This is a genomic window from Armatimonas rosea, assembly GCF_014202505.1.
Taxonomy (GTDB): domain Bacteria; phylum Armatimonadota; class Armatimonadia; order Armatimonadales; family Armatimonadaceae; genus Armatimonas; species Armatimonas rosea.
In genome coordinates this window covers 748,710-763,447 of record NZ_JACHGW010000002.1, presented here as the reverse complement: position 1 = coordinate 763,447, position 14,738 = coordinate 748,710, and the positions used below count along the sequence as shown (strand labels likewise).

Below are 14,738 nucleotides of genomic sequence, written 5' to 3'. Positions count from 1 at the left end.
CTAGCGCAGGCGCACGACGGGGACATTGTCGCGGAGGGTTTGCTTTTTCACCAGGTCCTCCACCGTCATGCAGAGCCAGCGGTCGGCGTTGATGTTGTAGGTCACGCGGAGGCGCGGCGAAGTCCCGACTCCTGCAGGGTTCAGCGGCAACGGCGCATCGGCGGGATTGAGCTCCATTACCTGCGCACGCTCCGTCTCGCCCTTGGGACTCCAGTAGCGGCTACCGTTGGGGCGTGGCTCCCAGGCAACGGGCTTCTGCCCCAGCCGCCCGATCTCACAGACCCGGAAGCGCATCTCCTCCATCCCGGCGTAGTCGGCGTAGTAGCGCACCGCGAAGTCCGGCGCGGTGGGGTAGCGCGTGCGGCGCGGGGAGAGCAGCTCGTAGCCCACACTGCCATCGGATTCTTGCACCGCGATGGCGTAGTCGTGGTAGATGAAATCATCGACGGGGACACCGCCAGCAAAGCGTGCCGCGCCGCTGGCGACCGCGGTGAAGACAAACTCATTGTCGTGGCGAACAATGGCCTCGGGGAAGAAGCTATCGACGACGGCGGGCACCTCGGGCAAGAGTGTCGAGCCGCCCGTGAGCAGGACTTCGTCCACTTTTAAGTCCGGGGCCGTCTCCGCGAGCTGGATCTTGATGTCCGTGAGGGCGGTGCGCAGGTCGTCGTAGAGGCCGCGCTTGGTCAGCAGGGCTACCAGGCTCTCGCGGTCGAGGGTTCGCTGGATTCCCCGCCAGGAGATCGGGGTCGAGCCGCCCGTGCGGCTCACGGACTCCTTGGCGCGCATCACCTCCCACTTGGCATCGTAGCGCCCGGCCGCGATGTCCTCAAAGCCGGGGAGCAGTTCCTCCATCAGCCAGTAGTCCACATCGTCGCCGCCCTTGCCCACCATGTGCTTGGCGAGAATGGGTGCCGCCCCCGATGCCAAGACGCCTGGCCCGAGGCGAATCACCGCGAGGTTGAGGGTTCCCCCACCCCAGTCCACCACGAGTAGGGTCTCGTCCCGCCCGACATTGACACCGTAGCCCAGTGCGGCCGCGATGGGCTCGTCGATGGTCTTGAAGCTCTTGACTCCCAGGCGCTTGGTCAGGGTCGCCAGCTCGGCGCGGTAGGTCTCGAAGTACCCCACGGGGCCGGAGATCGTCAGCTGCGTGAGTTTCTTATCGCCGGGGGCGGCGGCGGCGCGTGCGGCGGCGGTCAGCTCCCGGAGAAACAGATAGGCCGCCTCGCGGGCCGCGATGGTCTTTCCCTGCACGGAGGCCACGGGGCGGTGGGGCTCTTGGGCCAGGGCCCGCTTGAAGCTCTGGGCAAAGCCGGGAGCGCCGCCCTCGAAGTTGTGTGCCAGCGCCGCCTGCCCGATCAGCGCCTCGGGCTCGGTCATCCAGAAGCGCGGCCAGAGGCGACGGCGTTTCTCGCGCACAAAGACACAGGTCGGCACCAGGGTCGCCTGCGTTGTCGGCTGCTCCCGCGCGATTGCGGGCAGGGAGATCACCCGAATATTGCCCTCTTCGACCACGGCGACCACACTATTGGTCGTCCCAAAATCAACAGCAAGTTCCACGGCTCTCAGTATACGCTACTCTGCCTGCGACGGGCGGGGAAGGTCGGTACCATCGAGCAGAGGCGCATCGGCGGCAACGGGAAGGTCTTTCCAATCGGCGAGCAGGGGCAGAAGGGCCTTGCGGATAGGGCCAAATGCCGGGGGCGCCGCGTAGAGAAAATTTCCCTTGAGCAGCGCCAAGATCGGCAAGAGCTCTGGCCCTGGGTCGCTCTGGGCCAGCGTGAGCGCTCCGCGTGCTGCGGCGACCGCGATGGACTGGCCGTAGGAATCAAAGCGGTACTTCCGAACGATCGCGATAAACCAGGCGGCATCGCTGCGGACAGGAGCGATGGCGAGGCGCTCGGCGAGCTGAGTGAGGGTTTTGCGGCGGGTCATTGTCAGCTCATAGTCGTCGTCGGGCAGGGTGAGCTCCGCCAGTGGCCAGAACGCGCGTCGGTCCCCTATCGTTCCCAGCGCTTCCATAGCGCGCATCCGTGCGACCAGCTTGGGAGCGCAGGCGACCTCGATCAGCGCAGGAACCGCTCTCTCCCCCAGCGCCACTAGCTGCTCGGATGCCTCCTGACGCGTCTCGTAGCTGGAGGCATGGAGCTGGGCGATCCAGTGCTCAACCGTGCTCATGGGCGCTCGGGCTTCTCGGCGGGGAGCGGAAGCTCACTGGCCTTGGGCTGGGGCGCAAAGGCAGTCACCGGCAGGTCTTTCCACTTATGGGTGGCATCCTCGATCCACTCGCGCGCCTCGCCAAACTCATCGGGGCTACTGTGCCAGATATCGCGCTTAAGCAGGGGCAACGCGGCGCGGAGCTGCGGTGAGGGTGCGGTGCGTGCGAGCTTGCTCAGCCCCTCCGCCGCGAGCACCGAGATCTCCTGGCCCACCACCCGCCCACTGACTCCGTTTTTTGTCTCACTGGTCTTTTTGTAGCAGGGCAAGAGCTCCATTAGCGCGGGAATGTCTTCGGTCTGTGGCGCGCGTGCCAGCTTCCCGGCAAACTCGGAGAGGGCCTCAATGGCGGAGGGATCGAAGGGATCGGCCTCCCAGAGAGCAACCAGCGGGAGGGCGGCACGTGGCGTCCCGATCCCCGCCAGCGCACAGGCCGCGCAGGCTTTCAGAAGAGGGTCCGGGCGTCTGAGCGCCTCCAGCAGCGCAGGCACGGCTGCCTCACCAGCCTCGACCAGCTTGCCCAGCGCGATCAGGCGCACCCCATAATCAGGGCTTGTCAGCTGGGCGATCAGCGCGGATGTTTCCGTTGGGATACTCATTTTGTCTCACTTGCCTCTGTCTTTTCGGACTTCTCCGCCGGAACGGGCAGATCACGGCGGTGGGGATCGAACTGCCATTGCTTGGTGGCCTCATCCAGCACTTTGTGGGCATGCGTCAAGACAGCGGGGCCCGAGGAAAAAAAGCCGCCTTTTGGCAGATGCGCAAGTGGGGTGAGAAGCTCACGGGTGGGCGTGCGCTTGGCGAGAGTCTCCAGCGCTCCGGCTGCCATCGTGGTCACTTGCAGCCCTACAGGCACCGTCGCGGGTGCGGATGAGCTCGACAGAGGGGTCTTTTTGTAACAATCTAGGAGCCGTGTCAGTACCGGGATATGCTCGGGTCGGACACCGGCGGCCAGCTCACGCACCACGACCAGGAATGCCTCTCCAAGGACACTATCAGCGGGCAGCTCCTCCCAGAGATCGGCTATCGGCAGAACGACACTGGCATCGGTCGCGCCAATCCCTGCGAGCGCGCAGGCAACACGAATCCGCAGGGCCTTATCGGGGTGGTAGAGGGCCTCGGTGAGCAAGGGAATCGCGGACTCCCCGAGCTCGATCAGCCTTCCCAGGGCAACAAAACGTGCGCCGTACTGGTGGCTCTGGAGCTGCTCAATCAGCTCTTGCGTTGTCTTAGCTTCTGTTTCCATCGTTTCTGTTCTATCGGCTTGCGGGACGGGGGAGGTCAGCACTACGCTTCTCCGGGGAGTCGGCGATCCGGGGGAGGTCTTTGTAGGCGGCGAGGTGCCGCTGGAGCTCGTGGCGCAGGTCCTCTAGCTCGTCGGTGAGGAGCGGCAGGAGCGGTGCGAGCTCGGGGCAGGGGTCGCGGCGGGCGAGGCTCAAGGCGCCCTGCACGGCGGCTTGGACAAGTTCTTGGCCTTGCGGGTCACGGCGGAAGGTCTTGATAATCCCAATCAGCCAAGCGGCGTCTTCTCGGGTGGGTGCCTCAGCGACGTGCGCCACAATCGCCTGCATCGCCTTGCGCCGTGTCAGCAGGAGCTCATGCCCCAGGTTGGCCAGCGGCCAGAAGGCATCGGGGTCGCCCAGCTCCCCTAGGGCCTCGATCGCACGCATCCGCGCGACCACTTTGTAGGAGCACGCCAGGTCGATCAGCGGCGGGATCGCATCGTCGCCGAGCTTTCGTAGCAGCTCCAGCCCCTGCCTCCGGATGAGGTGATCGTCGGTATCCAGCCACGCCAGCCCTTGTTCCAGCTCTGTCATTGTTGCTCTTCTCCCTCCCTCTGACCCGGTAGCACCTCCTCGGTTGCGGGGAGCGGTAGGTTCTCTTCTTTTTCGGGAGCCGTGGCGGTCAGCGGGAGGTCTTTCCACTGCTTTGTCGCCTCTTCGATCGCTCTGTGTGCCTCTTTAAATGTCGGAGTAAGCGCGAGCCCAAACGACCGGAGCCACTTGAGCGCCCCGCGTAGTGCGGGCGACGGATGCCTGCGCGCCAGAGTGGTGAGCGCGACGGCGGCATCGTCGGCGGCATCGGGGTGGGAGAAGCGCAGGTGCCTTACGAGAAGGATCAGGGCGGGGACATCGTCGGGCTCCGGTGTCTGCATCCGCTTTCGGGCGAGATTTCGCAGTGCCTCGGTCGCCGCCTGCTGGACATCAAAGTCAAGGGAGAGCACAGAGGCCAGCTTTAGCAAGGGCTCCACCGCACGGGGATCGCCGATCTTTCCCAGAGCCTCGGCGGCACGAAAGCGCACCAGCGGGGAGTCGTGGGACAGGGCTTCGAGGAGCACAGGGACCGCCTCGCTCCCGAGCTCGATCAGCCGTGCGGTCGCCGTGTTGCGCTGCTCGTGCTGTGGCGAGCGGAGTGCTTGGATCAGCGGGGAGAGCTCACGCAGGTTACGGAAGCTCCCCGTCCCGACGACCTGGGCCCGACGTGTCCAGCCGACCGAGTGCTTGCGGATCGCTTGGAGAAGCTTCCCCTCCAGCAGCTCCTGCGAGACAAGGGCGGAGAGGCCATACGAGACCGCTCCCCCTAGTGTCTGTGCGCTCTGCGCCTCGGTGCAGTCTCGCGCCAGGGAGATCAGCTCACGGGCGACGGGATCGTCTCCTCCCCCCGCAACCTTCCACTGGGCAAGGAGTAAGATAATGTCCTGTCGCGCACTCCCGACCTGGTCGAGGAGCAGGCGCGCGACAGGGAGCGTGCCACGCGTGTCCCCGAGCCGAGAGAGGGCGCTTGCGGCGCGGAGAGCGGGGACAAAGAGCCGGGTCTCGACCACGTCGATCAGGGACAGGACGGCACTCTCGCCCAGCGCGACCAGTGCATCTTCGGCGCGCCGACGCTCGTTATAGTCGGGGTGGCTTAGCTGAGTGAGGAGCGACGTGGAGTCCATACGTGCAAATTATACTTGCTTGAGCCCCTTCGTCGTGATAGACTTCACACCGACAATCAGAAATTGTAGTAGCGATGACGAGGCCAGTAGGCACGTTTCGGACTTTCAGAGAGCAGCGGGTTGGTGCGACGCTGTAGACGAACGTGACGCAAAGCTCCCAAGCTTTGCAGCGAACTCCCCTCTGAGCTGAGGTGGTGAAGCGGCGATTTTGACGAAGAGCCGTGAGTAGTCCCTCCGGGTGCGCCCGAGACAGCGCAGCGAGTGGTCGTTTCCTTCCGACACTCCCCTACTTGTGGGGGCCAGGGGGGCGGAGCGACAATTCGGGTGGTACCGCGGGAGCGTCGTCCAGGCAAGCGTCTGGCAGCGCCTCTCGTCCCGATCAAAACAGCACGACGGGACGAGGGGCATTTTTGTTTTTTGCCTCCGTCCGTGAAGTTTGCGGAAAGGACTTTTAAGATGGCAAAGATCAAATCAACCGGCGCGAAGGCGGTTCTGGAGTGTATGCGGCGTGAGGGGGTCGAGATCATGTTCGGCTACCCCGGCGGCGCGGTGATTCCCTTTTACGACGAGCTCTACCACTGCGACTTCCTGCACCATGTCCTGGTGCGCCACGAGCAGGGTGGCGGGCACATGGCCGAGGGCTACGCCCACGCAACCGGCAAGGTGGGAGTCTGCCTGGGAACGAGTGGCCCCGGTGCCACCAACCTGGTCACCCCCCTCTGCGATGCCATGATGGACTCGATCCCGCTGGTCGCCATCACGGGCCAGGTGCGCACTGAGGTGATCGGCAAGGACGCCTTCCAGGAAGCTGATATCACCGGGATCACCATGCCGGTCACCAAGCACAACTGGCTGGTCAAGGACGCCAACGAGCTTCCGCGCATCATGCACGAGGCCTTTCATATCGCCCGCTCCGGCCGCCCCGGCCCCGTGCTGGTCGATATTCCGGTCGATGTGTTTCGCGCCGTGATCGAGTACGACCCGGACGAGGCTCAGCAGGTGAGCATCCGCTCCTTCAAGTCCGACTTCAAGGTCCATCCCCTCTCCATCAAGCGCGCCGCCGAGCTGATCGCCGAGGCCAAGAAGCCCGTGCTCTATGTCGGAGGCGGTGCCAAGGCAGCCGGCGCACACGCGGAGCTGCTGGAGCTGACACGGCGCACCAATATCCCGGTCACCACGACCCTCCACGGCCTGGGAACCTTCCCCGAGGACAGCCCTCTCTCGCTGGGGATGCTGGGGATGCACGGAACCGCCTACGCCAACTACGCGGTCCACAACTGCGACCTCCTGATCTCGGTGGGGGCGCGCTTCGACGACCGTGTGACGGGGAAGGTGAGCGCGTTTGCTCCCGAGGCCAAGGTCATCCACATGGATATCGACCCCGGTGAGATCAACAAGGTCCGCCGCGCCGATGCCGCGATTGTCGGGGACTGTAAGGCCGCCCTGACCGAGCTGCTGAAGCTGGTCAAGGATGCCAACGACTTCTCCGAGTGGCACGATGAGATCGGCAAGTGGAAGGCGGAGTTCCCGCTGGAAGCGCCCGATGGCACGGAGGACGGCATCATCCACGCCGAGTTCGCCATCCGCGAGCTGGCGCGCCTGACCGACCACAATGTCACCGTGGTCACCGATGTGGGCCAGCACCAGATGTGGGCTGCGCAGCACTTCGGCACCCGCAAGCCCCGGCAGTTTATTACCTCGGGCGGGCTGGGAACCATGGGCTTTGGCCTGCCAGCCGCGATCGGTGCCTCGTTTGCGTCGCAGGGCAAGGAGCCGGTCTGGTGTATCTCGGGTGATGGCTCGATCCAGATGTGTATCCAGGAGCTGATGGTCGCCAGTATCTACAAGCTGCCCGTCAAGGTCATGATCCTCAACAACCAGTTCCTGGGCATGGTGCGCCAGTGGCAGGAGATGTTCTGGCAGAAGCACTACTCGTCGGTGAACTTAGAGCAGGCACCGGACTTCGTGAAGCTGGCCGAGGCCTACGGGATTCTGGGCCTGATCTGCGACAAGCCCGAGGAGCTGGAAGCCACCCTGCGGCGCGCCATGGAGCACGATGGCCCCGTGGTGATGGATATCCGCGTCGCCAAGGAGAGCAATGTCTTCCCGATGATTCCGTCGGGGCAGACCATCAACGAGATGATGGTGCGCAAGCCCGAGCCCGAGCTCGCCCCGCCCAGTGTCTGCCACTTCGAGCCCAAGCCCAAGGACACCCGGGTCCCCGATCCCGATGAGGTCGTGGATGTCGCGCGGTAAATCCACCCCCCTAACCCCCGCCGGGCGGGGGGACAATGAGGAACTTCTTCCTTGTATCCCCCCCGTTAGACGGGGGATGGGGGGGATGCTCTCCCTGGGCGTTGTCAATGTCTATTTTCTGGACACGGACGAGCCCGGGGAGGGCTGGGCGCTGGTCGATACCGGGCTCCCGTGGCACTTCTCGGCGATTGTTCGAGAGGCACGGCGGCGCTACGGCAACACGGCTCCGACCGGTATCTACCTCACGCACGGACACTACGACCATGCGGGCAGTGCGGCGGCGCTGGCGGCCTACTGGAGCGTCCCGGTCTTCGCCCACGAAGCGGAGCTCCCCTTCCTCACGGGCCAGTGCGACTATCCCCCCGCCGACCCGAGCTCCTGCGGCGGCTGGCTCTCGCTGGCCTCGCACTTTGCGAGCACCCACGGCCGGGATCTGCGTCCCTATATTCTGCCCCTCACTGAGGGGCCTCAAGGCTGGGAGCCGATCCCCCTCCCCGGCCATACGCTGGGACAGGTCGGCTTCTGGCAGGAGTCAAGCCGCACGCTGATTGCCGGGGATGCCCTGATGAACCTGAAGGTGGATAAGTGGCTCCCTCGCAAGGGGCTGAGCTGGCCGCCGCCGCCCTTCACCACCGACTGGTTCGCTGTGCGCAAGAGCCTGGAGCGCATTCTCGCCCTGGAGCCCCAGACGCTCTACTTCGGCCACGGCGAGCCGCTCACCGAGCTAGCGCCGGGAGAGCTGGCAGAGCGCACCGAGTGGTTTGCCATTGCACGCGCCGGCCGCTATGTCGGTGACCCCGTGCGTCAGGCAAGCGACGGCAACCCGATTGTCGCCCCGATCCCGCCGGACCCCACCAAGCGCCTCACCAAGGCGCTCGTGCTGGGAGCCTTGGCCACCAGCGCCTATTTTCTTTTGAAGAACAAACAAAACTCATGACAGAAACACATACGATCACCGTTCTGGTGGAGAACCGCCCCGGCGTCCTCGCCCGCGTCTCCGGCCTCTTTGCCCGCCGTGGCTACAACATCGAGAGCCTCACGGTCTCGATCACCGACGACCCCAATGTGAGCCGGATGACCCTCGTGGTGGGCGGCGACTCGGATATCCTAGAGCAGATCACCAAGCAGCTCCACAAGCTCGTCGATGTCCTCAAGGTCTACGACTATGTCAACACCCCGATGCTGGAGCGCGAGCTGGCGCTGATTAAAGTGACCGTCACCCAGGAGCGCCAGATGGAGCTGATCCAGCTGGTTACGCAGGTCTTTGGCGGTAAGATCATCGACACCACCGACAAGGCGTTCGTGGTGGAGGTGACCGGTGGCGCGGAGAAGATCGACGCGTTTGAAAAACTGATGGAGAGCTACGGCATCCGCGAGCTGGTCCGCACGGGCCGGATCGCCCTGATGCGCGGCGCCCGAACTGTCTAGGACGTTAATTTTCTACGACCATGCACTACCCGGAGTTCGATGTTCTCTGTCACGAGGTGGCTGGCAAGCTCGCGGAGCTGCGCCGCCTGACGATGGAGACGCCTGTCCTGACCGACGAGCAAGAGGCGCTGCTGGCGGAGCTGACCCGCCTGCTGCGCCTGCTCGATGCCGTCTCGTCACAGCAGATTCATTCCCTTCTGGGCGACACCGCCACGCCCGATAGTGCCTTCCTCACCGAGCTCTACGAAGAGCTGCCACTTCTGGCTAAGCCAGCAGAGCGGGTGAGCCATCTCCCCCGGCCTCGTCCCTCGGCCACCCCCTCTTCCCCTGTTGCTCCTTCGTCGCGGGAAGAGGGGCAGCCCAGCGAGGAGATGCCAGCCTTTCTTCCCAGCGAGGAACGAGCGCCCGGGGGAAGAGAGGTGGGTGAGTTGGGCGAACCCGGAGAGATGGCCCCCACCGAGCTCCCCGTCCCCCCCGGCCTCCTCAACGAGATCTACTGGGACATCCGCCCTGTCTACCCAAACGACACACGCCTGCTCTACGCCCACGATGCCGACTGGCGCTTCTGCCTGATCGTCACCGACGAAAACGGCCAGACCGCGCTCCTCTTCGACACCGACGAAGCCCGCGCCGCGTACCTAGACAGCTTGGTTAAGGAAGCATAGCCCCATGGACCCAGAGGATGTCTCACTAGAGAAGCTACAAAAACTCAACGATGCCGCCCAGCGTGAGCTGGAGGAACTAGAACGCAAGCTAAACCTCGTGCGCCCAAAACGGGGCAGCGACGAAGACAACGAGACCAACGAGAACGAAGGTGAGGAACCCGACGCGCCTGTCCCTGCCCCTCTACTCCCTCGCACTCCGGTCCTCACAGGTGGAAACGCACGACGGCTTGAAGATGCCATTGAGGAAGCGGAAACGACTTAACACACTGCGCGGCTTTTGGGCCGTGTGAATTTGCAGAAAGAAAGAAAAAGAATAACTATGCCTGTTACGATTTACTACGACGCCGATGCGTCGTTTGATGTGTTGGTGGGAAAGACCCTCGCGGTCATTGGCTACGGCTCGCAGGGGCATGCCCATGCGCTGAACCTGAAGGAGTCCGGGATGAGTGTCATCATCGGGCTGCGACCGGGCAAGAGCTGGGATAAGGCCGTCGCGGATGGCTTTGAGGTGCTGACGGTCGCGGAGGCGTCCAAGAAGGCCGATGTGATCATGATCCTGGTCAACGACGAGTTCCAGGCCGATCTGTACAAGAACGAGATCGAGCCCAATCTCTCGGCGGGCAAGGCGATTGCCTTTGGCCATGGCTTCAATATCCACTTCGGGCAGGTCGTGCCACCCGCCGATGTTGATGTCTTTATGTGCGCTCCCAAGGGCCCCGGCCACATGGTGCGCCGTGTCTTCACCGAGGGTAGTGGCGTCCCCTGTCTGATCGCCATTCACCAGGATGCGACTGGGCTGGCAAAGGCCCGTGCGCTGGCGTGGGCGAAGGGCGTGGGCGGAACCCGTGCGGGCGTGCTGGAAACCACGTTTAAGGAAGAGACCGAGACCGATCTGTTTGGCGAGCAGGCCGTGCTCTGTGGCGGCGCGACCGCGCTGGTCAAGGCGGGCTTCGAGACCCTGGTCGAGGCGGGCTACCAGCCGGAGATCGCCTACTTCGAGTGCCTCCACGAGCTGAAACTCATCGTCGATCTGATGTACGAGGCCGGGATCGCCGGGATGCGCTACTCCATCTCCGACACCGCCCAGTTTGGCGACATGACCCGCGGACCGCGTGTCGTGAACCCGCAGACCAAGGCCGAGATGAAGCGCATTCTCGATGAGATCCAGACCGGACAGTTCGCCAAGGAGTGGATCCTGGAGAACAAGGCCAACCGCCCCAGCTTCAATGCCCTGGCAAAGCGCGATAATGATCACCTGATCGAGGTCGTCGGACGCGAGCTTCGGGGTATGATGAGCTGGATGAAGAAGCCCGCCACCGCCACGGCCCAGACCGAGGTGCCCGTACAGCAGGCGGTTCAGACCAAGATCGAGCTGTAAGAGACCATGAGCAACACCAGTGAGGAGGAGAGAGTCCCGAGCCCCGAAGAGCTTCCGGCCCGCGCGGACCGGGACTACTTCCCCCCACTGGCTGCCAAGATCGGGGATGTGGACAAGACCTGCCTGGGGTGCCTCGCGGGCATCACGGCGATCGTTCTCTCCTTTTTAGTATGGGGATTAGTCTGGTATCTGCGCACCCCCGAGGTGCAGCAAAGACACTGAGCAAGAAGCAACAAGCACGGCGAGTCCTTGTCGTGCTGGGGCTTCTGGCCGCCTTGCCCGTACTCGCCCTACTGACCTGCCAGCTTGCCGTGCTTACCAGCGCCTCAAGCAAGCACACCGACTCCCTCGCGGCGCTTCCCACGAACCGTGTAGGACTGGTGCTGGGGACGAGCAAGTATGTCGCCAAGGGTCGCCACAATGCCTACTACAGCCAGCGGATCGCGGCGGCGGCCAAGCTCTACAAAGCGGGCAAAGTGGAGTACCTGCTGGTCTCGGGCGACAACCGCACCAGCCACTACAACGAGCCCGTGACCATGAAGCGGGATCTCATCACCGCCGGGGTCCCCAAAGAGAGGATCACCTGCGACTTTGCGGGCTTTCGGACGCTCGACTCGATCCAGCGGGCCAAGGCTGTCTTTGGTCAGAGCAAGCTCACGATCATCTCACAGCGCTTCCACAACGAGCGGGCGCTGTTTCTGGCGGGTGCGAGCGGGATCGACGCCGTGGCCTACGATGCAGGAACCGGAGCCCTGCCCACCGGCAAGACGGCCGTGCGTGAGCTGGGTGCTCGCGTCCAGGCAGTGCTGGATATCTGGGTGCTGAGACGACGCCCGAAGTTTCTGGGGGAGCATATCTCCATCGGTAAAGAGTAAGTTATGAGTAACCGAGTACACATTTTTGACACCACGCTCCGTGATGGCGAGCAGTCGCCGGGGGCCGCGCTCAATGTCGACGAGAAGCTGGAGATCGCCCGGCAGCTAGAGCGCCTTGGGGTGGATATTATCGAGGCCGGCTTCCCGATCTCATCGCCGGGCGACTTCGATGCCGTGCAGCGGATCGCCAAGCAGGTGCAGAATGCAACTGTCTGTGGGCTGACCCGCGCCGTGCGAAAAGACATCGATGTCGCCTGGGACGCTCTCAAAGGTGCCAAGCGCCCCCGTATCCACACCGGCCTCGGGGTCTCGGACAACCACCTCCAGCACAAGCTCCGCAAGAGCCGCGACGAGGCTCTGGAGATGGGAGTGAGTGCGGTCGCCTACGCCAAGTCCCTGGGCTGCGACGATATCGAGTACTTCACCGAGGACGCGGGCCGCGCCGATCCCGACTACCTCTGCCGCGTGGTCGAGGCCGTGATCAACGCGGGTGCGACCGTCATCAATGTGCCCGATACAACCGGCTACGCCACCCCCGAGGAGTACGGCGCGATCTTCAGGATGCTGCTAGAGCGGGTCCCCAACGCGGACAAAGCCATCTTCTCGGCGCACTGCCACGACGATCTAGGTCTGGCGGTCGCCAACTCGCTCGCGGCGGCCAAGAACGGCGCACGCCAGATCGAGTGCACTATCAATGGGATCGGGGAGCGGGCGGGCAACACAAGCCTAGAGGAAGTGGTGATGGCGCTCAAGACCCGCCGGGACTACTACGGCCTGGAGACGGGCATCAACACCCGTGAGATCACCCGCACCAGCCGCCTCGTGAGCAACCGCACGGGAATCTTGGTCCAGCCCAACAAGGCCATTGTCGGAGCCAACGCCTTTGCACACAGCTCGGGGATCCACCAGGACGGTGTTCTCAAGGAGCGCACGACCTACGAGATTATCGACCCCGCCGATGTGGGCATCAGCGAGAGCAAGATCATCCTCTCCCCCCGCTCGGGCCGCGCCGCGCTCAAGCACCGCTTGGAAGTTCTCGGGCATACCTTCGAGGACGCCGCCTTCGAGAAGGTCTACGAGCGCTTCCTAGAAGTGGCCGACCGCAAGAAGATGGTCTACGACGAGGACCTGGAGGCGCTCGCCACCGACGAAGCACGCCTAGTCAACCAGACCTACGAGCTTGTCCAGCTCCAAGTGACCTGCGGCGATAGCGCCATCCCCACGGCTACCGTCAAGCTACGCCACGCCAACCGCGCCGTGCTCATGGACGCCGACACGGGCAACGGGCCGGTGGACGCGATCTATCGCGCGATCAACCGGATCGTGAAGGTGCCCAACGAGCTGATCGAGATCAGCCTGCAGTCCGTCACCGAGGGCACCGATGCACAGGCCGCCGTGACCATCCGTGTCCGTGCCGGCGACGAGGTCCACTCCGGCCACGCCGCCCACACCGACATCATTGTCGCCGCGGCCAAGGCCTACCTCAACGCCCTCAACAAGCAGCTCCTCAACCAGCCGGGACGCATCACCCAGCCCGAGAGCGAGCGCGTCGGGGTTTAACCGCCGCCGATTGAAATCGGCGTCTGCAATGGCCTTCGGCCGCAAAGCCCGTGCCGGGCTCCCGAATTTGAGCCCGGCACGGGCTTCGCGGCGGAGGAACGACGCCACTGTAGACGCCTACTTCGAGTGGGCGGCTACTTAGCCGCCAGCGCCTTCTTGACCGCCGCCTCAAACGCCGCCGCGTCCTGCCCCCCAATCAGCCGCGCGCTGATGCGTCCCTTGCGGTCGATCACATAGGTGCGAGGAATCCCCAGGCTATCGGGGATCTTGCCATCGAGCCACTTGAAGTACCCCAGGTCCGGCTCGCCGCCCTTCTTGTTGATAAAGGCTCCCGTAGTCGCCCCCTGCTGGGTCAAAAACTCCGCCGCCTTCGCCGTGTCATCGAGGTCATCGAGGGTCACGGTCACGAGGTCCACGCCCTTGGACGCGTACTTCTTCTGGGTCGCCACCAGCTCCGGAAACTCCGCGCGGCACGGGGGGCACCAGGTCGCCCAGAAGTTAATCACGACCACCTTTCCCTTGTGCGCCGCCACTTCCTTCTTCAGCCCCGCCGCATCAATCGGCTTGACGGTCGCTTTCTTCCCCGCGCTCTGGCTCACCGCGCCCAGCCCGAAAATCCCCGCCAGCGCCAAAGCCGCCACAATCGTTGTCTTCACAGTTTCAATACTCCTGCCCTTTAATACAGTGGAATGGCCCAAAAAGTTCGCACGGTACAATAGCGACTATGGAAGCACGACAAAAAGTAAGCCCACAGGAGTATCTTGCCTGGGAAAACAGCCATGAGTGCCGAAGCGAGTACCGCGATGGTGAAATCCTCGCCATGGCTGGTGCCTCGGCTCCGCACAATCGAATTGTCGCCAACCTCCTGGGGGAGCTCCACCAACCGCTAAAAGGCAAACCGTGCGATGTCTATCCGAGCGACCTCAAGACACGAGTCACCGCAACGCGCTACACCTACCCCGATGTGATTATCGTCTGCGGCGAGCCCCTCTTCGACAGTGAGGCCAGCGATGTGCTCACCAACCCAACAGTTGTCTTTGAGGTGCTCTCACCGAGCACCGAAGCGGCGGATCGCGGCGAGAAGTTCTCTGCCTACCAGCAGTGCGAGTCCCTTCAGGAGTACGTCCTAATCGCCCAAGACAAGGTCAGTGTCGAGCGCTACACCCGCCAAGAGAGCGGCCTCTGGCTCTACGAGCGCCTCGCAAAGCGCGAAGACACGCTCACTCTCTCCAGTGTAAGCGCCTCCCTCAGCCTCGACGAAATCTACTACCGGGTCTCTGTCTAGCTCCCATTGAGCAGTATTTCCCCTCCCTGCGATACTGAGATATGAACCGATCCCGCGCTTGGCGCACTGTCTGTGATGCCGCTCTCCTTGACGACATCCAAGCCAAGACACTCCTTTGCGAAAAGCTAATAGC

At 63.7% G+C, this 14,738-nt stretch carries 17 protein-coding genes; 10 read left to right on the top strand and 7 right to left on the bottom strand.

Translation table 11 applies throughout. The features are described from left to right. Genes HNQ39_RS11400 through HNQ39_RS11375 form a run of 6 tightly spaced genes read right to left on the bottom strand, consistent with a single transcriptional unit; the run spans window position 1 to window position 5,158 of the window. On the bottom strand, window positions 1-1,563 hold the full coding sequence (locus tag HNQ39_RS11400) for an Hsp70 family protein (RefSeq protein WP_184195595.1): 1,563 nt from the start codon (window positions 1,561-1,563) through the stop codon (window positions 1-3). Window positions 1,564-1,578: 15 nt separating this feature from the next. Continuing rightward, window positions 1,579-2,181 carry a HEAT repeat domain-containing protein gene (locus HNQ39_RS11395; RefSeq protein WP_184195592.1) on the bottom strand — a complete coding sequence of 201 codons (603 nt, stop codon included), beginning with the start codon at window positions 2,179-2,181 and terminating at the stop codon, window positions 1,579-1,581. Beyond that, window positions 2,178-2,819, bottom strand: a complete 642-nt coding sequence (locus tag HNQ39_RS11390) for a HEAT repeat domain-containing protein (RefSeq protein ID WP_184195589.1) — start codon at window positions 2,817-2,819, stop codon at window positions 2,178-2,180. The genes HNQ39_RS11395 and HNQ39_RS11390 overlap by 4 nt, the downstream gene beginning before the upstream one ends. Further along, window positions 2,816-3,466, bottom strand: coding sequence for a HEAT repeat domain-containing protein (locus HNQ39_RS11385; RefSeq protein ID WP_184195585.1), 651 nt, complete (start codon window positions 3,464-3,466; stop codon window positions 2,816-2,818). Before HNQ39_RS11385 ends, HNQ39_RS11390 begins: the two co-directional genes overlap by 4 nt. Before the next feature lie 10 nt (window positions 3,467-3,476). Further along, window positions 3,477-4,037 carry a HEAT repeat domain-containing protein gene (locus HNQ39_RS11380; protein ID WP_184195582.1) on the bottom strand — a complete coding sequence of 187 codons (561 nt, stop codon included), beginning with the start codon at window positions 4,035-4,037 and terminating at the stop codon, window positions 3,477-3,479. After that, window positions 4,034-5,158, bottom strand: coding sequence for a HEAT repeat domain-containing protein (locus tag HNQ39_RS11375; protein WP_184195579.1), 1,125 nt, complete (start codon window positions 5,156-5,158; stop codon window positions 4,034-4,036). The genes HNQ39_RS11380 and HNQ39_RS11375 overlap by 4 nt, the downstream gene beginning before the upstream one ends. Window positions 5,159-5,614: 456 nt before the next feature. On the opposite strand from HNQ39_RS11375, the gene ilvB reads away from it, so the two are divergent. From ilvB to HNQ39_RS11330, 9 genes are all read left to right on the top strand, one after another. Continuing rightward, window positions 5,615-7,414, top strand: coding sequence for a biosynthetic-type acetolactate synthase large subunit (ilvB, locus tag HNQ39_RS11370; protein ID WP_184195576.1), 1,800 nt, complete (start codon window positions 5,615-5,617; stop codon window positions 7,412-7,414). A gap of 85 nt (window positions 7,415-7,499) precedes the next feature. Continuing rightward, window positions 7,500-8,351: an MBL fold metallo-hydrolase gene (locus HNQ39_RS11365; RefSeq protein ID WP_184195574.1), complete on the top strand. Its 852-nt coding sequence runs from the start codon at window positions 7,500-7,502 to the stop codon at window positions 8,349-8,351. Next, window positions 8,348-8,842, top strand: a complete 495-nt coding sequence (gene ilvN / locus HNQ39_RS11360) for an acetolactate synthase small subunit (RefSeq protein ID WP_184195571.1) — start codon at window positions 8,348-8,350, stop codon at window positions 8,840-8,842. Before HNQ39_RS11365 ends, ilvN begins: the two co-directional genes overlap by 4 nt. A 20-nt stretch (window positions 8,843-8,862) precedes the next feature. Further along, the gene (locus HNQ39_RS11355) at window positions 8,863-9,507 is read left to right on the top strand and encodes a hypothetical protein (RefSeq protein WP_184195569.1); all 645 of its coding nucleotides are present in this window, start codon (window positions 8,863-8,865) and stop codon (window positions 9,505-9,507) included. A 4-nt stretch (window positions 9,508-9,511) separates the two neighbouring features. Further along, the gene (locus HNQ39_RS11350) at window positions 9,512-9,769 is read left to right on the top strand and encodes a hypothetical protein (protein WP_184195567.1); all 258 of its coding nucleotides are present in this window, start codon (window positions 9,512-9,514) and stop codon (window positions 9,767-9,769) included. Window positions 9,770-9,826: 57 nt separating this feature from the next. After that, on the top strand, window positions 9,827-10,885 hold the full coding sequence (gene ilvC, locus HNQ39_RS11345; protein WP_184195564.1) for a ketol-acid reductoisomerase: 1,059 nt from the start codon (window positions 9,827-9,829) through the stop codon (window positions 10,883-10,885). A 6-nt stretch (window positions 10,886-10,891) separates the two neighbouring features. Beyond that, window positions 10,892-11,107, top strand: a complete 216-nt coding sequence (locus tag HNQ39_RS11340; RefSeq protein WP_184195559.1) for a hypothetical protein — start codon at window positions 10,892-10,894, stop codon at window positions 11,105-11,107. Beyond that, window positions 11,056-11,760: a SanA/YdcF family protein gene (locus HNQ39_RS11335; RefSeq protein WP_184195556.1), complete on the top strand. Its 705-nt coding sequence runs from the start codon at window positions 11,056-11,058 to the stop codon at window positions 11,758-11,760. Before HNQ39_RS11340 ends, HNQ39_RS11335 begins: the two co-directional genes overlap by 52 nt. A gap of 3 nt (window positions 11,761-11,763) precedes the next feature. Continuing rightward, the gene (locus HNQ39_RS11330) at window positions 11,764-13,320 is read left to right on the top strand and encodes a 2-isopropylmalate synthase (protein ID WP_184195553.1); all 1,557 of its coding nucleotides are present in this window, start codon (window positions 11,764-11,766) and stop codon (window positions 13,318-13,320) included. Between the two features lie 134 nt (window positions 13,321-13,454). Here the strand turns inward: HNQ39_RS11330 and HNQ39_RS11325 are convergent, their stop codons facing one another. Further along, complete coding sequence (locus tag HNQ39_RS11325) at window positions 13,455-13,976, bottom strand: redoxin family protein (RefSeq protein WP_184195550.1); 522 nt, start codon at window positions 13,974-13,976, stop codon at window positions 13,455-13,457. A 68-nt stretch (window positions 13,977-14,044) separates the two neighbouring features. Here HNQ39_RS11325 and HNQ39_RS11320 point away from each other — a divergent pair, with 68 nt between their 5' ends. Further along, complete coding sequence (locus tag HNQ39_RS11320; protein WP_184195547.1) at window positions 14,045-14,605, top strand: Uma2 family endonuclease; 561 nt, start codon at window positions 14,045-14,047, stop codon at window positions 14,603-14,605. Window positions 14,606-14,738: the final 133 nt, after the last annotated feature.